Annotated in this window: 22 protein-coding genes and 1 riboswitch; of the genes, 17 read left to right on the top strand and 5 right to left on the bottom strand. The window is 41.1% G+C overall.

Features of this window, described 5'->3' with window-relative positions; translation table 11 throughout:
• Positions 1 to 285: 285 nt before the first annotated feature.
• The 5 genes from C6Y03_RS19580 to bglH all read left to right on the top strand — a co-directional run bounded on the left by C6Y03_RS19580 (position 286) and on the right by bglH (position 6422).
• Positions 286 to 741: a methyl-accepting chemotaxis protein gene (locus C6Y03_RS19580; protein WP_258395123.1), complete on the top strand. Its 456-nt coding sequence runs from the start codon at positions 286 to 288 to the stop codon at positions 739 to 741.
• Positions 742 to 912: 171 nt separating this feature from the next.
• A complete protein-coding gene (locus tag C6Y03_RS04485; RefSeq protein WP_060597606.1) occupies positions 913 to 1728 on the top strand; it encodes a YwqG family protein in 816 nt (271 codons plus the stop codon).
• 235 nt (positions 1729 to 1963) lie between these two features.
• Complete coding sequence (gene licT, locus C6Y03_RS04490; protein WP_034660482.1) at positions 1964 to 2797, top strand: BglG family transcription antiterminator LicT; 834 nt, start codon at positions 1964 to 1966, stop codon at positions 2795 to 2797.
• A gap of 327 nt (positions 2798 to 3124) precedes the next feature.
• Positions 3125 to 5032, top strand: coding sequence for a beta-glucoside-specific PTS transporter subunit IIABC (locus tag C6Y03_RS04495; protein WP_106038909.1), 1908 nt, complete (start codon positions 3125 to 3127; stop codon positions 5030 to 5032).
• Positions 5004 to 6422: an aryl-phospho-beta-d-glucosidase gene (gene bglH, locus C6Y03_RS04500; RefSeq protein ID WP_106038910.1), complete on the top strand. Its 1419-nt coding sequence runs from the start codon at positions 5004 to 5006 to the stop codon at positions 6420 to 6422. Before C6Y03_RS04495 ends, bglH begins: the two co-directional genes overlap by 29 nt.
• A 53-nt stretch (positions 6423 to 6475) precedes the next feature.
• Here bglH and C6Y03_RS04505 read toward each other — a convergent pair whose 3' ends face one another.
• Positions 6476 to 7600: a 5-methyltetrahydropteroyltriglutamate--homocysteine S-methyltransferase gene (locus C6Y03_RS04505; protein WP_060597603.1), complete on the bottom strand. Its 1125-nt coding sequence runs from the start codon at positions 7598 to 7600 to the stop codon at positions 6476 to 6478.
• A gap of 87 nt (positions 7601 to 7687) precedes the next feature.
• Positions 7688 to 7800: riboswitch (SAM riboswitch) on the bottom strand.
• Between the two features lie 211 nt (positions 7801 to 8011).
• Here C6Y03_RS04505 and C6Y03_RS04510 point away from each other — a divergent pair.
• Positions 8012 to 8689: a DUF3298 and DUF4163 domain-containing protein gene (locus tag C6Y03_RS04510; protein ID WP_106038911.1), complete on the top strand. Its 678-nt coding sequence runs from the start codon at positions 8012 to 8014 to the stop codon at positions 8687 to 8689.
• An 83-nt stretch (positions 8690 to 8772) separates the two neighbouring features.
• Here the strand turns inward: C6Y03_RS04510 and C6Y03_RS04515 are convergent, their stop codons facing one another.
• Together C6Y03_RS04515 and pepT are read right to left on the bottom strand one after the other, a co-directional pair.
• Complete coding sequence (locus C6Y03_RS04515; RefSeq protein WP_003215411.1) at positions 8773 to 8952, bottom strand: hypothetical protein; 180 nt, start codon at positions 8950 to 8952, stop codon at positions 8773 to 8775.
• A 287-nt stretch (positions 8953 to 9239) separates the two neighbouring features.
• Positions 9240 to 10472: a peptidase T gene (gene pepT, locus C6Y03_RS04520; RefSeq protein ID WP_106038912.1), complete on the bottom strand. Its 1233-nt coding sequence runs from the start codon at positions 10470 to 10472 to the stop codon at positions 9240 to 9242.
• A gap of 226 nt (positions 10473 to 10698) precedes the next feature.
• On the opposite strand from pepT, the gene C6Y03_RS04525 reads away from it, so the two are divergent.
• The 5 genes from C6Y03_RS04525 (at position 10699) to C6Y03_RS04545 (ending at position 14109) form a co-directional block, all read left to right on the top strand.
• Positions 10699 to 11022 (top strand): WXG100 family type VII secretion target, encoded by a 324-nt coding sequence (locus tag C6Y03_RS04525; protein ID WP_034660474.1) that lies wholly within the window; start codon positions 10699 to 10701, stop codon positions 11020 to 11022.
• 4 nt (positions 11023 to 11026) lie between these two features.
• Positions 11027 to 12223 (top strand): DUF6861 domain-containing protein, encoded by a 1197-nt coding sequence (locus tag C6Y03_RS04530; protein WP_034660741.1) that lies wholly within the window; start codon positions 11027 to 11029, stop codon positions 12221 to 12223.
• Positions 12224 to 12235: 12 nt separating this feature from the next.
• Entirely contained in the window at positions 12236 to 12994 is a 759-nt protein-coding gene (locus C6Y03_RS04535; protein WP_106030681.1) for a hypothetical protein, read from the top strand.
• A gap of 21 nt (positions 12995 to 13015) precedes the next feature.
• Positions 13016 to 13543, top strand: a complete 528-nt coding sequence (locus C6Y03_RS04540) for a YfjD family protein (protein ID WP_106030680.1) — start codon at positions 13016 to 13018, stop codon at positions 13541 to 13543.
• A gap of 98 nt (positions 13544 to 13641) precedes the next feature.
• Entirely contained in the window at positions 13642 to 14109 is a 468-nt protein-coding gene (locus C6Y03_RS04545; protein ID WP_034660471.1) for a helix-turn-helix domain-containing protein, read from the top strand.
• Between the two features lie 62 nt (positions 14110 to 14171).
• Here the strand turns inward: C6Y03_RS04545 and C6Y03_RS04550 are convergent, their stop codons facing one another.
• Positions 14172 to 14519, bottom strand: a complete 348-nt coding sequence (locus tag C6Y03_RS04550) for a helix-turn-helix domain-containing protein (RefSeq protein ID WP_003214932.1) — start codon at positions 14517 to 14519, stop codon at positions 14172 to 14174.
• A gap of 207 nt (positions 14520 to 14726) precedes the next feature.
• Between C6Y03_RS04550 and C6Y03_RS04555 the strand changes: the two genes are divergently transcribed.
• The 6 genes from C6Y03_RS04555 (at position 14727) to C6Y03_RS04580 (ending at position 20452) form a co-directional block, all read left to right on the top strand.
• Positions 14727 to 15716, top strand: coding sequence for an asparaginase (locus tag C6Y03_RS04555; protein WP_003215391.1), 990 nt, complete (start codon positions 14727 to 14729; stop codon positions 15714 to 15716).
• A 28-nt stretch (positions 15717 to 15744) separates the two neighbouring features.
• Positions 15745 to 17169, top strand: a complete 1425-nt coding sequence (gene aspA, locus C6Y03_RS04560; protein WP_066031535.1) for an aspartate ammonia-lyase — start codon at positions 15745 to 15747, stop codon at positions 17167 to 17169.
• 140 nt (positions 17170 to 17309) lie between these two features.
• Positions 17310 to 18716, top strand: coding sequence for a Na+/H+ antiporter NhaC (gene nhaC, locus C6Y03_RS04565; RefSeq protein WP_106030679.1), 1407 nt, complete (start codon positions 17310 to 17312; stop codon positions 18714 to 18716).
• 295 nt (positions 18717 to 19011) lie between these two features.
• On the top strand, positions 19012 to 19437 hold the full coding sequence (locus C6Y03_RS04570; protein WP_060597597.1) for a YwqH-like family protein: 426 nt from the start codon (positions 19012 to 19014) through the stop codon (positions 19435 to 19437).
• A gap of 38 nt (positions 19438 to 19475) precedes the next feature.
• Positions 19476 to 19739 carry a YwqI/YxiC family protein gene (locus C6Y03_RS04575; protein ID WP_106030678.1) on the top strand — a complete coding sequence of 88 codons (264 nt, stop codon included), beginning with the start codon at positions 19476 to 19478 and terminating at the stop codon, positions 19737 to 19739.
• A 287-nt stretch (positions 19740 to 20026) separates the two neighbouring features.
• Positions 20027 to 20452, top strand: coding sequence for a YwqH-like family protein (locus tag C6Y03_RS04580; protein ID WP_060597595.1), 426 nt, complete (start codon positions 20027 to 20029; stop codon positions 20450 to 20452).
• Positions 20453 to 20500: 48 nt separating this feature from the next.
• On the opposite strand, the gene C6Y03_RS04585 is transcribed toward C6Y03_RS04580, so the two are convergent.
• Positions 20501 to 20713 carry a hypothetical protein gene (locus tag C6Y03_RS04585; protein WP_223250412.1) on the bottom strand — a complete coding sequence of 71 codons (213 nt, stop codon included), beginning with the start codon at positions 20711 to 20713 and terminating at the stop codon, positions 20501 to 20503.
• Between the last annotated feature and the right edge of the window lie 6 nt (positions 20714 to 20719).

Genomic DNA, 20719 nt, shown 5'->3' on the forward strand with positions numbered 1-20719 from the left:
CTTTATTATCAGCAACATGGGAACATTGACTTAGGGTTTAAAGCTGGGGACATAGTAGCTCCAGGGTTCGAAAACTTTTCTATGTTGAAAAATGGGAGAGAGCCATCGTTTATCCAAATTCCGAAAGAGGTATACGGGATTCCAATGGATATTGTAGCCGTTCCAATTAAAGATGAGACGGGTCAAGTAGTCGCTGCTTTCTGCGTGGCCTATGACCAGACCAATCAACAACGATTAGATCACATCATGACGGAGAGCAACCAAGCTTCCGAAAAACTAGTCGCAATGGTTCAGCAAGTTGCCGCACATTCAGAGGAACTACAAGCGACAAGTGAACAAATTCTACAAAACACGAAAACCACTGTAGAAAATTCCTCTAAAATCAATCAAGTGTCCAATCTTATAAAAGGTATCTCTGATCAAACGAACTTACTTGGACTCAACGCATCAATTGAAGCTGCAAGAGTAGGTGAAGCAGGAGCAGGCTTCGGAGTGGTCGCAACGGAAGTGAGAAAGCTGTCAACTCACGCCAAACAAGCGACGACGGATATTGAAACAGCGCTAAAAGATGTGCAGGGATCGATTAAAGGAATGGAAGAAGAAATAGCACAAATTGTCGCTTCCTCTGAGCATCAAGCAGAGCTTGTAGGCACGTTCACAAAAATTATTGAAGGTCTTCATGAAACAAATGAAACGATGAAATCACTGGCAGAAGACTTAGTGAACTATCAAGTGAAATAAAAAATACCGACCAAAACCTCCAGATGAATCGGAGGTTTTTTTACGTTTTAAGGTGGGCAAGTTGTTCGGATAATGACCGATTTATCGCTGACAGGCAGGGTACACTTCTGTATGATAGAAAAAGAGATACTAGTCTGGTCAGTAGACCTATTCATAAGGAGGAAGACCATCGTGACACAATCAGCGAAGCTGCAAGAAATAATAGCACCTTACCGTACAATGTTAGATCAAACTGAACAACCAATGATTCAATTACAGATGAAACAAGGAAAAACAGGACCATACGACAGCAAAATTGCAGGCGATCCTTACTTCCCAAAAAACGACGAATATCCAGTTGATGGTGAAGGGCACCCTATGAAGCTTTTGGCACAAATAAATTTTGGACAGCTGCCGAAGCTGAAGGATTATCCAGAAACAGGGCTTCTGCAAATTTTTATTTCTGTGCATGATGATCTTTATGGGATGAATATTGACCATAAAACAGAGCAAAAAAATTTTCGGATCAAATTTATTGAGGAACCTTTCTTGGCAGAAGAAGAGTTGTTGACTGATTTTTCTTTTGTGAAAATTCCTGATGATTTTTATTTTCCTGTGACAAAGGAAGGCGTCATTACAGGTGAACGATCAAGTGAAACGATTAGTGTAGAAGATTTCCGCTTTGAGAAAATCACAGGTAAGCGCAGCTGGGACCTATTCGAAGATGTAAAAGGCATTGATGGAGATGAAGCGGATGCCTTGCTAGATGAATTTCATGATGCAGCGAGTGGCTTTGGTCACAAATTGGGCGGATATCCAGGCTTTACACAAGAGGACCCGCGTACCTATGAAGACCAGGAACATACCGTTCTGTTATTACAAATCGATTCAGATGATGAAGTAGATCTGTTGTGGGGAGATTGCGGAATCGCCAACTTTTTTATCAAACCAGAAGACCTCAAACGAAAAAATTTCGAGAATGTCGTCTATAATTGGGATTGCTCCTAATTTTGTAAAAAACACTCTTTAAGCACTCTTTTTAGAGTGTTTTTGTGTATGTTTTTAGACTTTTTTGCCCCTATTTTGTCATTTTTGAGAGGTAATATGTCATTCTTTCTAGTTGACCGTATCAAAAAAAAATGTAAAATCATCTTAAAGTCCTCTTTTTTGAAGATAATAATAAAATGACATATCAATCTACAATGAGATGCTCGAAAAAGTGGAATGTACTGGGGGGTATCAATTGATCATTTCGAAAGTAATCAATAATAATGTGGTCAGTGCGTATGATGACGAGCAGCATGAGCTGGTCATTATGGGCAGAGGGATCGCTTTTCAAAAGAAAAGTGGAGATCCGATTGACGAAGAACGTATTGAAAAAGTATTTTCCATTCAAAATAAAGATATATCAGAAAAATTCAAAACCCTGCTTTATGATATTCCAATCGAGTATATGCAAGTGTGTGAGGCGATTATTGATCATGCGAGAACAACCCTTAATAAAAATTTGAATGACAGCATCTATGTGACGCTCACGGATCATATCACCTTTGCTATTGAACGTCATCAAAAAGGAATGGACATCAAAAATGCTTTGCTCTGGGAAATCAAGCGGTTGTACAAAGAAGAGTTCATGTGTGGTGTAGAAGCGATCCGGATTATTCAGGACAAGCTTAACATTCATCTTCCTGAGGATGAAGCCGGTTTTATTGCCATGCATATTGTCAATGCAGAGCTCAATGAAGAAATGCCAAACGTGATTCAAATTACCAAACTCATTCAAGATATTTTAAATATCGTCAAGTATCACTTTCAAATTGATTTAGACGAGGAATCATTAAATTATTTCCGTTTTGTCACGCATTTGAAGTTTTTTGGACAGCGTCTGTTTAACGAAACACAAATGGAAAATCAAAATGAATTCCTGTATGAAGTAGTAAAAGAAAAAAACACCGCAGCTTTTCAATGCGCTGAAAAAATTAACGATTATGTTCAAAAAGAATACAACCGAAGTCTCATAGAAGATGAGATGCTATATTTAACTTTGCATATCGACAGAGTGGTAAAAAGAAAATAAATTCAAAAAGAAAGCGTTGACATCATAAAATTAACATGATAATTTATAACTATAAACGAAATAACCCACAATCTTTTAGGATTGTTACTGGTCAAGCAGGCAAAACCTAAATCATTGTCCCTATCTTTGATAAGGCGTGATTTAGGTTTTTTTATATCTAAAGACTTATAAAAATTAAATAACGATCAATCGCTATGAAGGATTGTTACTGGTTAAGCAGGCAAAACCTAAATATCGATTAATGTCTGAATTGCTATTTCTCGGACATTAATGGATGTTTAGGTTTTTTCTATATCATGATTTAATCAACGATTGGAGGGTAATACAATGAACCACAAACAAACAGCAAAAGAAGTTCTAGAGCTTGTCGGCGGTGAAAAGAACGTCAAGCACGTCACGCATTGTATGACAAGACTTCGCTTCAACTTATACGATGAAGGCAAAGCGGATAAAGAGAAGCTGCAATCAACAGACGGCGTCATGGGTGTGAATCAAAGCGGAGGCCAATATCATGTCATTATCGGCAATGATGTTTCAAATGTCTATCAAGCGATGATTGCTGACTCAGGACTGTCAACAGATGTAAAGTCAGGCGGTACAGAAGAAGCATCAAAACAAAATGTGATATCAAAGCTTTTCGATTTTATCTCTGGTGTCTTCACGCCGATTCTTCCAGCCATCGCTGGAGCCGGTATGATCAAAGGAATATTGGCACTCATGCTTACATTCCAGTGGATCTCAGATAAAACCAGCACATATGCGATTTTAACAGCCATCGGAGACGGAGCCTTTTACTTCTTACCGATTCTGCTTGCTGTAAGCGTCGCCAAAAAAATTGGCACAAATCAGTATATCGCCGCTGCCATTGCAGCCGCCGCACTGCACCCGCAGTTAACGGCTTTACTAGGCGCAGGAAATACAGAATTTCTAGGCTTACCAGTGGTTGCCGTTGTGTACTCTTCATCGGTGATTCCGATTCTACTCACCATCTGGCTCGGCTCATATGTTGAAAGATTCGCAGAAAAATATAGTCCGAAATCATTAAAGATCATCCTTATTCCAACGGTCACACTTCTTGTCGTAGTACCAATTATGCTCATCGCGGTAGGACCGCTTGGTGGGATTATCGGAAATGGTCTTTCAGGTGGAATTGATTTATTGTTCAAACATGCAGGTATTTTGGCCGGATTCTTGATCGGCGGCTTCATGTCACCATTGATCATTACGGGTATGCACTATGCACTACTTCCAATCATGATCAACAACATTACGTTAAACGGTTTTGACTTCATTCTTCCAATGATGTTTGTAGCGAATATGGCACAAGCAGGCGCAGCATTCGGTGTCTTCTTAAGATCAAAAAACAAAACATTCAAATCATTGGCGATGTCTACAAGTATCACTGCATTAATGGGTATTACTGAACCTGCTATGTATGGTGTGAACATGCGATTGAAAAAACCGTTCTTTGCAGCCCTCATTGGTGCAGCAGCAGGCGGCGTGTTCATGTCGATCTTTAAAGTAAAATCATATGTGATATCTGGATCAGCAGGTCTCCCAGGTCTCCCAACATTCATTGGCCCAACATTTGTCTACTCTATCATTGGATTGGTCATCGGTTTTGTTGTAGCAACCATCATGACACTTGTCCTAGGATTCAAAGATGTACCAGTGAAAGATGATACAAAAGCAGACAAACCAGAAGAGAAGAAAGATACAGCAACGCTTCAAAATGAAGTGGTACAAAGCCCGCTTGAAGGTCAACTAAAGCCGCTAAATCAAGTCAATGATGCAACATTCTCTAATGAAATCATGGGTAAAGGTGCAGCCATTGTCCCAACAGTTGGACGTGTTGTAGCACCGTTCAACGGTAAGGTTGAAACCATTTTTCAAACGAAACATGCCATTGGCTTAAAGAGTGACCAAGGCACAGAGCTTCTCATCCATGTTGGAATTGATACGGTGAAGCTCGGCGGAAAACATTTCACAAGTCATGTAGAGTCAGGTGATCTTGTTCAAGCAGGAGATGTGCTCGTTGAATTTGATATCGAGGGCATTCAGCAAGAAGGCTATGATGTCACCACACCAATTATTGTGACCAACACAAACGATTTTGCACAAGTTGATGCGAAAACAGAAGGCACGATTTCTGTAAAAGAGACACTGCTCACAGTCAGTGTAGAAGAAAACGAGGAGGGCATTCAACATGAACAAGTTAGAAAAAACATTTCCTAAAGGTTTCTTATGGGGCGGCGCTGTTGCGGGCAACCAAATTGAAGGTGCTTATAATAAAGATGGAAAAGGCTTATCGACAGCTGATGTATCACCGCACGGTATTATGCATCCATTCGATGAATCAATGAAAGATTTGAACTTATATCATGATGCGATTGACTTCTACCATCGCTATAAAGAAGATATTGCACTCTTTGCAGAAATGGGATTCAAATGCTTCAGACTATCCATTTCTTGGCCGCGTATTTTCCCAAATGGCGACGATGCTGAACCAAATGAAGCAGGCCTTGCTTTTTATGACAGAGTATTTGATGAACTGCATAAGCATGGAATTGAACCAGTTGTCACGATTTCTCATTATGAAATGCCGCTTGCACTTGTGAAAAACTACGGCGGTTGGAGAAACCGTAAGCTTGTCGATCTGTATGAAACATACGCGAAAACGTTGTTTACTCGCTATAAAGACAAAGTGAAATATTGGATGACCTTTAATGAAATCAACGTCGTGTTACATGCGCCTTTCACTGGCGGCGGACTTGTATTTGAAGAGGGTGAAGACGAGAAAAGCATTCAATATCAAGCAGCGCATCACCAATTTGTTGCAAGTGCTTTAGCTGTCAAAGCAGGACACGAAATCATTCCTGATGCGAAAATCGGCTGTATGATTGCAGCGATGACAACTTATCCGTACAGCTCAAGACCAGAAGATATGTTTGCTGCAATAGATCAGGATCGTAAAACATTGTTCTTCTCAGATGTACAGGCAAGAGGCTACTACCCAGGTTACATGAAACGATACTTCCGCGAAAATGGAATTCATATTGAGTTCCAAGATGGTGATGAAGACATCCTAAGAAACCATACAGTGGACTATATTGGCTTCAGCTATTATATGAGTTTTGTGACAAGTACAGATCCAGAGGTTCTTGGACAAGTTACTGGTGGTAACCTATTTGAAGGCGTGAAAAACCCTTATCTAGAAGCAAGTGATTGGGGCTGGCAAATTGATCCAAAAGGACTTCGTACAACACTAAACCAGCTATATGACCGCTACCAAAAACCATTGTTTATTGTAGAAAATGGATTGGGAGCTGTCGATCAAGTAGAAGAAGACGGATCCATTCAAGACGATTACCGAATTGATTACCTCAGAAGTCATTTGCTAGAGGCGAGAGAAGCCATTGCAGATGGAGTAGACTTGATGGGTTATACAAGCTGGGGCCCAATTGACCTTGTCAGCGCATCAACAGCTGAAATGAAAAAGCGCTACGGCTTCATATATGTTGACCGTGATAACGAAGGAAAAGGTACATTAGATAGAAAGAAAAAGAAAAGCTTCGATTGGTATAAACAAGTGATTGCGACAAATGGTGATCATTTAGATGCATAAAAGAAAAAGACAAACCGTTCATACTGCGGTTTGTCTTTTTTTCGTCAAGGGGACTATGAAGTCCACACTTGATCTGCAATCTCAATCACATGACGCAGCTTTTCCCATTGCTGCTCTTCTGTTAACAGATTGCCTTCCTCCGTTGAGGCGAACCCGCATTGCGGACTCAAGCAAATCTGGTTAATGTCGACATATTGAGCCGCTTCCTCGATCCGTTTTTTAATCTGTTCAGCCGGCTCAAGCTCACCATATTTTGAAGTGACAAGCCCTAGTACGATTTGGAGGTTTGGGTTCTTCACATAGCGTAGGGGTTCAAAACCGCCAGAACGATCGTCGTCGAATTCTAAAAAGAGACCATCCAGATCTAAGCCGGCGAAAATTGTTTCTGCCGCTGCTTCATAACCGCCTTCAGCTGCCCACGTCGATTTAAAGTTACCACGACAAATGTGCATAGTGATCACCAAATCCTCTGGACGATCGGCAACCGCTTCATTGATTGTTTTCGCAAATGACTCACGCAGTTCATCTTCTTCTCGGCCAAAGGCTTCGATTTGTTCATGACCTTTTTCAGAAAAGAACACCGCCCATGCTGTATCATCGAGCTGTAGGTAACGGCAGCCTGCATCATAAAAAGCACGGATGGCTTTCTTATACGCCTGTGCCACATCATGGTGGAATGCCTCTAGGCTGTCGTATACTCCTTCTTCAAGTTTTCCACGGAAAAAGAGCATATTCGGACTTGGAATCGTCATTTTAGCCGTATGATCACCAGCGATGCTTTGAAGGAAACGGTAATCCTCTAGCATTGGATGATCTGTAAAGTCAATCTTGTCCGTTACCTTGATGCCACGCGCTTTTGTTGTCGTATTGTGGAATTGAATACCTTGATCCGCTTCAAATCCTTCGACCCCATCTAATCCCTCAAGAAAGTCAAAATGCCACCATGCACGTCTGAATTCTCCATCTGTGACAACCTCTAATCCAATTTCTTTTTGTTTCTCCACAATGCGTGTAATTTCTTCATTTTCAATTTGTCGGAGCTGCTCTGCTGTCAGCGTACCGTCTGCCTTTTGCTTGCGTGCTTCCTTGATACGTTCTGAACGAAGTAAGCTGCCTACTTGATCTGCGCGAAATGGCGGTTTCGTTGTTTTCTTTCCAATGGTTTGTACTTGTGTCATGCTGAATCCCTTCTTTCTACAGGTTAAAAATCAAATAAAAAAGCTCTTCCTTGGATAAGGAAGAGCATCATATACTGAGAGAACTCTGCCTTATCTTCAAACAAGCATCTGCTTGTTTAAGGAATTAGCACCATTCTGTTCCGAGGAACAGCGGTTGCCGGGTTTCACAGGGCCAGTCCCTCCACCACTCTTAATAAGGTTACCTTTTGATTCAATTTTCTTAATAAACATAATTATTCAACTTTTTCGAGAGAAAGTCAATGGTTTTTACTGTTTAATTTTCTACATAAACAAATAATGGTAAACAAACCCGATGTGGAAAAAGGAAGAATAATATGGAAATAGCGCTTCTTTTGGTTCTTTTGTCATGGTATACTCAATTGGTAATAGACAAAAATGGGGGTTTTTACTATGACAATGAAAAAAGGCCTAATGATCAGCCTGCTCATTTTTTCGCTGATTGTTTCGTTGTTTGCGCCAGTTGGATCTGCGGATGCCAAACAAGCAAAAAAAGCAAAAGTAAGCACGCACTATTATAAAAAGAAAAAAACATTCAAATATGCACAGGTGAAAAACCTAAGCAAGGCGCATATGAAAACCATCAATCGTGATTTAAAAGAAGATATCGCATTCTCTTATTCTACGTACTTGTTCTTAAAGGACGAAGCGAAAAAGGAAGGCTTTGGGAAGATCACGTACGAGAGATCGTTTAAAACGAAATTTAACAATGGGAAGAAGCTCAGTATCTTAAACTATGACTACATGAATGATGGTGGAATGCATGGGGATACGATGGTTTCCAGCATGAACTATGTGTTAACAAAGAAAAAGACAAAGCAGCTGTTCTTGACAGACGTTGTGAAAACAAAGAAAAAACGTACGAAAGTAAGAGATTATATTTATAACTACACAAAGAAACATAAAAGCAAATTCTATGCGAACCTGAAAAAAAGTGACATTGAAATCAACTACAACACGCAGTATTACTTCACGAAAAAGGGAATTGCTGTTGTCTTCCAGCCATATGAAATTTCACCTTATTATGTAGGAATTCCTATGATTCAAGTTCCTGCGAAGGTATATAAATAAAAAGAAAAACGGCCAATGAATCTGGTCGTTTTTTGTTATTTACTCAAACAAAAAGAGCCCCTCATGAGGCTCTCTCTTTAGATTTATACTTGTTTAGGTGCATCATTTAGTGGATGACGGCGTTTTCCGTTGTAGTGGCGGCGCATACGAAAGATTTCAAACTCCGAAAGCTCTGCGCTTTTTCGTTTTGGTGTGCGGTTATCTTTTTTGAAAGAGAATAGTAAGTAGCAGCAAAGTGAAGCGATAATCAATAAAATCATCATATGACATTCCTCCAATTCATCCTATTCTGTAGTGTAGACAGGGTGAGTGATGTTTATAACTGAAAATAAGCAGCAGAATCGGTTTAGTTCTTAAGGTTTAGTCGATCTGCTAATTTAGGTCTAAAATACTGGTTGTTTTTAACTATTATATTTCCAGTTATTGCACTCGTCAAGAAGAATTTTTCTGGTGTTGTCTCTATTAGTACGAAAAAGTGTCATAAAAGTTTCAGAAAATTGTAAACTTTTATTAAAAAACCGTTCCCGAACAGGAACGGTTGTAAACATATCTATGCTTTTTCTTCAAATAAACGTGCGATTTCAACGATGACTTCTGTTGCTTTCACCATGTTCTCGACAGAAATAAATTCATATTTACCGTGGAAGTTTTCCCCGCCAGTAAAGATGTTTGGCGTTGGAAGACCTTTATATGAAAGCTGGGAGCCATCTGTACCGCCGCGGATCGGTTCGATCACAGGTGTCACTGAGCGGTTTACCATTGCTTCATGGGCAATATCCACAATATGTTTCACCGGCTCAATTTTTTCTCTCATATTATAATATTGATCTTGAATGCTGAGATTTATGCTGTTTTCTCCGTAGATGGCTTTTAAGTCATTTGCTATTTTTTCAAATAGTGCTTTGCGATCGTTAAATTTGTCTTTATCAAAATCACGAATAATATATTGCAGCTCTGCTTCTTCGACTTCTCCTACAAACTTCGTGAGATGGAAAAATCCTTCGTAGCCTTCTGTATATTCCGGAGATTCATCAGAAGGAAGCTTGTTGTGGAAGAGCATCCCAATCTTCGCAGCGCTGACCATTTTGTCTTTTGCTGTCCCTGGGTGGACGTTGTTTCCTTTAATTGATACTTTCGCACCTGCTGCGTTGAAGCTTTCATATTGCAGCTCCCCGAGCGGTCCTCCGTCAATTGTATAAGCATAGGAAGCGCCAAAGGCATCAACATCAAATTTGTGCGGCCCTCTGCCAATTTCTTCATCTGGTGTAAAGGCGACGCGAATTTTTCCATGCTTGATTTCTGGATGCTCAATCAAGTAATGCATAGCGGTCATAATTTCTGCGATACCTGCTTTGTTATCTGCACCAAGCAGGGTCGTGCCATCTGTTGTGATCAGCGTATGTCCTTGATATTTTTGTAAATTTGGAAACTGTGCTGGAGATAAAACGATATGTAGATCATCATTTAAGGTGATGTCGCCGCCTTGATAGTTTTCATGAAGCTGCGGTTTCACATTCTTGCCGGTGAAGTCAGTGGCTGTGTCGATATGAGCCAGGAAGCCAATGGTCGGCACGTCTTTGTCAGTGTTAGACGGGATCGTTCCCATGACATAGCCGTTTTCATCCATTGTCACTTCTTGAATCCCGATGGACTTCATCTCTTCAACTAGCTGTCTCGCTAGGTTCAACTGTCCTTCAGTAGATGGGCAGCTTTCCTTTTCTGCATCTGACTGCGTATCTACCTTCACATAATTTGTGAAACGCTGAATCATTTCCTTTTTCATCTATACGTCACTCCTTTTGTAGAATACGTCCATTTTATCACGTCTTGAATGCGCTTCATAACAAGAAAGGTTTTCTCTGGCAATTAGAGAGTAAAAAGACCTACTTTCATTAGGTGGTGTGTTGAATGGTTCTTTAGGGTGATTTTTTTGGGTGTCTTTTTATTTATAATGAGGACATATAAAATCATCCATTTGTACGTTGAATTGGGAGAAAGGGGTGCGAAAGTTGGATTCTAGTCAAACGCTGGCACTCGCTCAAAAGTTTCAGGAAGCAGCTGATGAGATTCGGCAGTCAAAGCAGCTGCTGGAGAATCGGCTGAAGGCAGTAGGATCAGGCTGGCAGGGAGAAGCAAGGAATAAATTTGATCAAAGCTTTGAGGAAACAACGTCACGCTATGATCAATTTGAAAAGGACTTGCTTGAAACAAGTCAGGAACTGCGCGACGCAGCGGTCAAAATCGAGGAACGGAAAGCTGAAATTGCCAGAATGGAAGAGCTTGAGCGAAAGAGAAGAGAAGAACGGAGAGAAAGAAATCGAGAAGGGAGATGATGTGATGGCACGTGACATTGTGGTTGATCCAGATCAGCTGACAGGACTGGCGAATGATGTTGTAGGCGAATTGTCTGTCATTGAAACGAAGCACCGCGATTTACATAGTGAACTGGATGGTCTCATTTTAGGCTGTGATCCTCGGTATAGAAGCTGTTTTTCAGGTGTCGGGGATGCATGGGGAGCAGGACAAGCATTGATCAGTAAATTGAGCAGTGATGATATTGCGATTCGTCATGCAAAAGATAAAATGGTCGAAGCAGACGATATTTTACGGAAAATGTACAGCATCTATGATCAATATGGTACACTCACGAGCTTAGCTGGTATTGTGATGATGCAGGCGAAATACTACGGGCTTGGGATGACGACCTTCATTAAAGACAATGGCCGGTATGCAGCGCAGCATTCAAAGCTGCTGCTTGATCTGACCAGCCGGGTAGAAGGAACGAGATTTGACCGGTTAGCAAGGATTTGGCTGAGTAAAAAAGAATTATTAAAGCGATCAAACTGGTCGATGGCTGATTTGGTCCATAAGAAATTCACAAAATTTTATCCTGACGATACAGTTGCATTCACGAATAGTGTCCGTGACTTTACAAAAGGAAGTATCAATTGGAAGGACACGGCTGCGATCAAGTCTGTTTTGAAAAATGGATCAAGATTCGCGAAAGGAAATGCCATCATTGCAACGGTTGTCACTGGTGCAACGGAAACGGTCGGCTGTGGATTGAAAATTGCCGAGAACTATGCAGAATTCGGTGATCAGCCAGAAGTCCTTAAGCGTGAAAATGCGAAGGCTGTTGGAAATGCAGTGAACAATACGGTCTTTATCGCTGGCGGATCTGTCGCAGGTGCCGTTGTCGGAGGAGCTCTAGGAAGTTTTGCAGGACCGATTGGAACCGTTGTCGGAGGAGCCATTGGTTCAGCAGTCGGTGGATTTATAGGAGAAAAAGTCGCCAAGCTGACATCAGGCTTTGCTGAGCAGGTTGCAGTGAAATTAAAGGACCCAATTCATGCGGTCGTGGATAAAGGGAAACAAGCATTCGAGCTGGCGGGTCAAGGTGTGAAAGCAGTCAATGACACCATTGATCAGGCAAATCAGGTGATACATAAAGGGATAGAAAAAACAAAAGAAACCGCAGATTCGCTCATTAAAGGTGCAGGCGATTTCTTTAAGGGTGCATTTTCTTTTGGATAAGGAGAGATCAAGTTGGATCAGCTAAGTCTAAGTATTGAGGAACTCATCTTTAGTTTTTACAGTGAAGGCTATTTTGAACAGGGCATGTCCTTAAAGGAAGCGTATTATCCTGATGTAGAGGACGAGCGCCTAGGGTTTTTATTTGAAATTGCGTGCCGCTCTTTGCTCGCAAAAGGTGTACTTGAATTTCAAAACAGACAATATCGTTATAAAGCGGAATACCGTCATTTCATTCAGGCGATGAATGATGCATCTCACACCGTCAAGGCGTCTCGATTTGGGGATAAAGATGAAGAAGTCAGTACCTCCTTTCACACGACACAAATGGGCGTATATGCGCACCACACGCTTTATGATCAACAAGTCCATCAGATTCAAAAACTGAAAGACGATCAGCAGGCAGAGGAACAAGTGACTGCCTTTTTCAACATACAGATGAGTGATCACCCTGCACCTGTCATCACCCTGCAAGCAGAGGAATTTGAAAAGCTATTAGAGCAAGCAAGTGAGGCGAAGAATGAGTGGCCCTCCTTCCTTCATCGAGCAGAGAACGAAGAACTCGTGCAGGCATTTGTTTCTGATGTAAAGGCGAGAAAAGGAAAGATGGACTCCCTGATGAAGGTCGTCTACGACAAAAACAATACGCCTGATGTGGAGTCCATGTTATTTGTCATTCCAGGTGAGGAACAGTCGTGGCTTGTGTCGGGAATAAAAGAAAATGAATTTCGCATTGAGACGGCTCATAGAGACGTATTACGTTCTATATTCTAATGGAGAAAAGGAGAATGACGCTTGAATCCAAGTGAAGTAATAGAAGTGAGGAGCAGGACCTTTTTAAGGGTATGGGCATTCTTAGCAACAGGCGGCTTCGGTATCATCGGTATTTGGTTGTTTTCAGAAGCTCTTACATTTGAATCGAATTATACATTGTTTTTATTTTTAGGCGGACTACTAGGCATTGTTTATGGCTGGATCTCTTTTTTGATGATTCTGCCGGCTTTTACGAAGAGAGGAAATGTGATTTTTCGCATTCAGCGCGGGGAGAATGGCGCGGTTTTACATCGCGGGCAAGCGATCCCTTTTCAAGACATTCAATCCATCGATATGCGCAGGCATCGGTACAGTGTACGGGGTTTTCTCTTCATGGATGTGTTGATTCGGAAAATAGACGGGAAATTGATCAAGATTCCAGCGTACAGTATTTTAGATGAAGAAGTATTCGAGCAAGCCGTCAAACAAGAGATCTACCCATATTTAAATCAGTCAGCCCAAGAGAACTGGAGACAGCAGCATGGTCAGGTCGAAGAGCAGATCGACTAGGATGTATTTTCCATGATTCCGAAGGATGAGGTGCCACTTTTTCGAAGAAATCGTGTATGATGTCAGTAAAGACTGAACACTCGGAGAGGTGATGAGAGATGGATAAAGAGATGGTAATCGACCTCGTCACAGAACAAATGGCACGGATTCGAAAAGAAAAGAATTATACGCAGGACCGCATGGCTGAGGTACTTGGTCTATCGAAACGGCATTTGCAGCAGGTTGAAAAAAATAGGCTGCGCCTCAACTGGACGCAAACTGCGGCCGTATGTGCATTATTCAGGGATAGTGACATTTTAAAAGGGACACTTGGGGATGATCCGCTTGAGATTCTGGAAGTCGTGGCACATGATGAATTGCATCTATCGGTGGAACGTACGATTGGCGGAAAGGTTTGGTGGCGGACGTCTATCAAAAAAGGCACATTTCGTCTTCAGCAAAATGTGCTTAGTCAGCATTACCGCATCTTAGATGATGAGAATTATCGCTATTATAGTTCGTTTAATAAAGATGAAGCGAAGCGGCGGTTAGAGGAATTAAGTCAGCTGTCTTCTCCTTATTCATAAGCAGCTGATAGGGAAAAGGAAAGAGAGGCACCCGATTGATTAGGGACCTCTCTTTTCTGTGTTTATACTTTTAGAGTGTTTTTCGCCCGAATAAAGGCAACAAGCTGTTTGATTTCTTCATCATTTAGGGGAACGCCGTCGACAAGGATGGTTCCTTCTTTTGCTTCAGTCAGTTCAATTTTGATATCAGAGATTTTGCGTTGTATCTCTGGCTCGTCCGTTCTACCAAGTAAAAAATCAATGGACGTATCATACAAATCAGCCAGCCGCTTCACTGCTTCAAGCGAAGGTCGTCGGTACCCAGATTCGTAACCGGCATAGGTGCTTTTGGCGATACCTAGGCGATCTGCCGTATGCTGGAGAGACCATTTTTTCTTTTTTCTAAGGGTGGTTAAACGATCGAGTATCATTACATGAACGCTCCTTTATATACAACAACAGTATATCATATTTTGACATGGAATGTACGCGTTATGCGTAATAATTTCTTGATTAATTCGCGTTATGTGACTATAATGGCAATGAAGGTACGCGTAAAGCGTATATTATAGAATAGCACAAGCTAGCTTATAATATGTGTGACAAACGAAGTAATTTTATTGAAAGAGGTGGACCTGTTGAAGAAATTATTGCTTTTAACCACTGGTGGGACGATTGCATCTGTAGAGAGTGAAAACGGTTTGGCTCCAGGTGTTAAAGCTGAGGACCTTTTAAGCTATTTAAACGAAATTAATGCAGAGTATACAATGGATACAAAGTCCCTAATGAGTATAGATAGTACAAATATGCAGCCTGAATACTGGGTGGATATTGCAACAGCCATTTATGAAAATTATGATCAATATGACGGTTTTGTTGTCACGCATGGTACAGACACGATGGCCTATACATCAGCAGCTCTTTCTTATATGCTGCAAAATCCGGATAAGCCAATTGTCATTACAGGCTCACAAATCCCGATTACGTTTAAGAAAACAGATGCGAAGAAAAACATCACCGATGCGATTCGCTTTGCATGTGACGGCGTAGGCGGCGTGTATGTTGTCTTTGATGGCAGAGTCATTCAAGGAACACGCGCAATCAAACTAAGAACGAAAAGCTATGATGCATTTGAAAGTATTAACTACCCATATATTGCATCGATTGAAAACCATCAAATTGAATACAATAGCAAAGTAAAAAGATCGTCAATGAAACCGCTTAAATTAGACGCATCTTTAAACACCGACGTTTGTCTCTTGAAATTGCACCCAGGTCTAAAGCCTGAGTTCTTAGATGCAATCAAAGGCGTCTACAAAGGAGTCGTGATCGAAAGCTACGGCAGCGGCGGTATTCCTTTCGAAGGAAGAAACCTTTTAGAGAAAATCAACGAATTGCTCGAAGAAGGCATTTCTGTTGTCATCACAACTCAGTGTCTTGAAGAAGGAGAAGACATGAGCGTGTATGAAGTAGGACGCAAAATCAATCAAGAACTGGTGGCACGTTCACGAAACATGAACACAGAAGCCATCGTGCCGAAACTTATGTGGGCATTAGGTAAAACAACAGACCCAAGAGAAGTGAAAAAGATTATGGAAACGCCAATCGCAGAAGATTTAGTGATTTAACTATTCTATAGAAAGCAGGTCATATCAGATGGTTCAAGCAACTTATCGCTATGAGAAGGATTTTCTGGGTGAAAAAGAAATTCCGGCAGACGTGTATTATGGGGTTCAAACCCTTCGTGCAAAAGAAAATTTCCCGATTACAGGATATCGCATGCACGAGGAACTGATCAGAGCCTTTGCCATCGTGAAAAAAGCAGCAGCTCAAGCCAATATGGAAGTTGGACGTTTATATGAAGGAATTGGAAATGCCATCGTACAAGCCTCTGATGAAGTTATTGAAGGCAAGCTGCATGAGTACTTTATTGTAGACCCAATCCAAGGCGGCGCAGGAACGTCGATGAATATGAATGCCAATGAAGTGATTGGAAACAGAGCGCTAGAAATCATGGGACATCAAAAGGGTGAATACATCCATTTAAGCCCAAACACACATGTAAACATGTCACAATCGACGAATGACTCGTTTCCAACAGCGATCCACATCGCTGTATTGAAGCAGTTAGACATTCTGCTTGAAACAATGCAAACGATGCAGGACGTATTCAAAAAGAAAGCAAAAGAATTTGATCATGTGATCAAAATGGGACGTACACACCTGCAGGATGCTGTTCCAATTCGTTTAGGACAGGAATTTGAGGCATACAGCCGCGTGCTCAGCCGTGACATTAAACGGATCAACCAATCAAAGCAGCATTTATATGAAGTGAATATGGGTGCAACAGCTGTTGGGACAGGCCTAAACGCAGATCCTCGTTATATTGAAATCGTGGTGAAGAAGCTAGCAGATATTTCTGGTCTTCCGCTTGTAGGCGCAGAGCATCTCGTGGATGCTACGCAAAATACAGATGCTTACACAGAAGTGTCCGCCGCATTAAAAGTATGCATGATGAACATGTCTAAGATTGCCAACGACCTTCGCCTAATGGCATCTGGTCCACGTGCAGGACTTGCTGAAATTGCATTGCCAGCTCGTCAGCCTGGATCATCCATTATGCCTGGGAAAGTCAATCCAGTCATGGCAGAGCTCATTAACCAAATTGCATTCCAGGTCATTGGGAACGACCATACCATCTGTCTTGCTTCTGAAGCAGGCCAGCTTGAGTTAAATGTGATGGAGCCTGTTTTGGTCTTTAACTTGCTTCAATCTATTAGTATAATGAATAACGGATTCCGCTCATTCACAGATCATTGTTTAGTGGACATTGAAGCAAATGAAAAACGTTTGAAAGAATATGTGGAAAAAAGTGCAGGCGTCATTACTGCGGTAAACCCTCACTTAGGCTATGAAGCCGCGGCTAGAATCGCAAGGGAAGCCATTTTAAGTGGAGAATCCATTAGAGATCTTTGCTTGCAAAATGATGTGTTAACAGAAGAAGAACTTGATATTATTTTGAATCCATATGAGATGACAAAGCCTGGTATTGCAGGACAAGAACTGCTAGAACGGGAATAATATCAAAAATTTTATTTTATTAATATGTCGAATTGCCTGTGAAATAGAGAAAAACAGGCAATTCACTTTCTTTCGAATTGACACACTTTTTTCACAATATTTTGAAAACGCTTAACGCACTCACAAAGGGAGGAAACACAATGAAATCACCACGTCTGCCGTCTATGTTAGAAGTCGTGTCTGTACTTGGCTTATTTTTAGCAATTGTTTTATCTTTTACTCTTTATTTCAAATTAGATATTCAACTAGCATTGTTTATCTCATGGTTTATAGTTATCGCATTAGGTATTCGATTGGGGCATTCATATAAGGATCTTCAAAATGCGATCACAAAAGGGATATCGAATGGTCTAGAAGCCATTTTAATTTTAATTGCAGTAGGTGCACTTGTTGGTACATGGATTGCAGGTGGAGTTGTACCTACGTTAATTTACTACGGTCTAGAGTTTATTCATCCTAATATCTTCTTATTAGCTACACTTGTCATCTGTGCACTCATGTCCATTGCAACAGGAACCTCTTGGGGGACGGTTGGAACGGCAGGGATTGCGATGATCGCAATTGGTGAAGGGCTAGGTATCCCACTTCCGATCGTGGCAGGTGCCGTCTTATCAGGTGCTTATTTTGGAGATAAATTATCCCCATTATCAGATAGTACAGTGCTCGCTTCCTCTCTTTCAAAAGTGGACGTGCTGGCGCATGTTCGAGCGATGATGGTTTTATCCATACCAGCCTTTGTCATTACGGCCATTATGTTTACGGTTACAGGCTTTATGTATGGTGGACGCAACATTGATCAAAATAAGGTAGAATTTTTGAAAAATGCCCTGCATGATACATTTACCATTAACATTTGGATGGTCATCCCAGCAGTAGTGGTTGTATTACTGCTCGTATTTAAGAAACCTTCAATGCCTGTTATTGCCATTGGTGCTCTTTTAGGATCTATTTGGGCGATGGCTTTCCAAGGAATGAATCCAGCAGATGCGATTGGTTCAGCATACAATGGCTTCTCTATTAATTCAGATGTAGATTTCTTAAATACGCTGTTAAATCGTGGCGGTATTGTGAATATGCTTGGATCTTTAGTTGTCATTATTCTCGGGCTTGGTTTTGGTGGCGTACTTGAATATCTCGGCGTCTTAAAAGTGATTGTCGCTACTTTCGAGAAGAAATTATATAATGCAGGAAATGTAACCTTATCTACACTTGTTGTTGCATTCTTCGCAAATATTTTTGGCTGTGCAATGTACGTTTCATTAATTCTTACACCGAAAATTATGGAAAAAAGCTACGATAAATTGAAAATAGACAGACGCGTTCTATCTAGAAACGCTGAGGTCGGTGGAACAATGACGTCTGGTATGGTTCCGTGGTCAGATAACGGAATTTACATGGCTGGAATTCTAGGCGTCTCGACATTCTCATATTTACCATTTATGTGGTTGAGCTTTGTTGCCATTGCTCTTGCCATTATCTACGGATATACAGGGAAATTCATTTGGTACGTCAAAAATCAACAAGACTCAGAAGAATCGGCTTCATAAGCCGTTTACAAAAGCCGCCTCAATTAGGCGGCTTTTGCTTGTCCTAGGACCGAGAGACTACATATGATATAAAGAAGATGATCGGGAGTTTAGACCCTTTATAAAAGAGGTCTAAAGGGGTAATGTGAAGCAGAATGAAAGCATATTTATCCCATAAAAAGGGTACAAATCCCTATTCAAACATGAGTCTTTGAACCTTATAATAACAATATTGGAAAAAGTGCTATTCACCTTACGCTCGTTTAGAGGAACTCTAAGCAGCGTTTTTATTTTTTGACAGGAGGAGGAAGCTATAATGAGCTTGTCGGATATGCTGTCTGCCCTAAACGGTGGCATTACAAGTAAAAAAGCAGAAATTGAAGAGAAAATCGCTCGACTTAAAAAGGCGAAAAGTAAGGTCGAACGTGAACAAGATGCGGCAGAAACAGACCTGAAGCAAATTAAGCAGCCAAAGCTTGGGGCCTCTTGGAAAGGTGAGCGAAGCAAGGATTTCAAATCAGAGCGGAATGAAGCACATGATGCGCTGCAAACGATTGTGAACGACAAATACCCACGCTACGTGAGCCGCATCGAATTCAAAATCAGTACATTAGAAGCTGAACAAACTGCGTTATCCTTTGCCAGTTCCTTAGCTGGAGACGCCGCACGTCTTGCTGAAAAAGGAGAAGACGCAGTAGAGGACGCCAAACGCTTGATCTCAAAAGCATGGAACAGTTTTTAAAGCTGCTTTCACACTGAACAATTCTGGAGGATATCACGATGGGACAAATTAAGTTAAACTACCAAACAGTTATGAATCAACTAGATGAAGTCTCCCAAGCAGTCGAAGCTTTAACGATGAAAAAAGCAGCAGATAAAGCGGGTGAAAACAGCCTTGAATTTGTGACCAAATGGACGGCACGTGAGGCAGAGGTGAACGAAATGGTCTCAAACTTTAAAGAAGCCTTAATCAAAAATGTCCAGGACACGCGCTCGAATGTGAAAACCTTAAAAGAACAGGACGAAGCGATTGCTGCAAAATAATCAGCACAATCGCTTTTATTTATGGATTACATTTGCATGATAAGAAATATAGTTCAATGGAATCATATAAAATTCAGGATGTACGACCTTGTATTATTCCGTTTTTCTTCCAAACACGTCACTAAAAGGACACCTTTTCCCTATTTAAGACTGAGGCTTTTCACCTTATACTATACTTAATGAAAGCGAAACGATAGAAATGTCAGGATTGGAAAAATCAAGTGAGTCGATAGCTTCCAAGGCTCTGACGCTGTGCTTTCGTATGAGGTCCGATAGAGGTGGATGACATGAGTTTATCCGAGATGCTACACCATCTGCATATGGGAATTGAAAACAGACGTGCAGAATTTGATGAAATGATCTCTCGGTTAAAGACAGCCAAAAGCAATATTCGAACAGAACAAGATCTTGCGCAGTCAGACATAAAGGAAATTAAGAAGCCTGCTCTAGATTCGTCATGGAAAGGTGAGAGAGGAACCGACTTTCATCGCCACCGAAAAGACGCCTACCATGTAATGCACGACATCGTGAACAATGAGTATGAAAAATATATAACCGAGATTGATCAAAAAATCTTGCACTTTGAATTAAAAAAAATGGAGCTGGCTGTTGCCAGTAATTTTGCCGGAAGAGCCCAGGACGTGATGGAAAAGGGCGAGGATTTTGCAAAGGATGTTAAACATTTGATTGAACGGGGCTGGAAAGCTCTTTAAAATAAAATATAAAACAGCCGTCTCATAAGCGAGCGGCTGTTTTTTTGTTTAGTCACATCCACCACCGCTATCGCCTGAATCTCCCCCGCAGGAGGCATCAGAAGCGTGATGAGTATATGAATCAGTATAGGTACTTGTCGTTGAACTGTGATGTGAAGAACGCTTAGCAGATGTACGTTTATCCTTTGATGTGAACAGGTGGGCAATGATTGCTCCTAAAGAAGCCAATATGATCATAACAACAAACATAAAAGAACCCATAATGCA

The sequence above is a fragment of the Bacillus sp. LNXM65 genome (assembly GCF_002998575.1).
Classification (GTDB): domain Bacteria; phylum Bacillota; class Bacilli; order Bacillales; family Bacillaceae; genus Bacillus.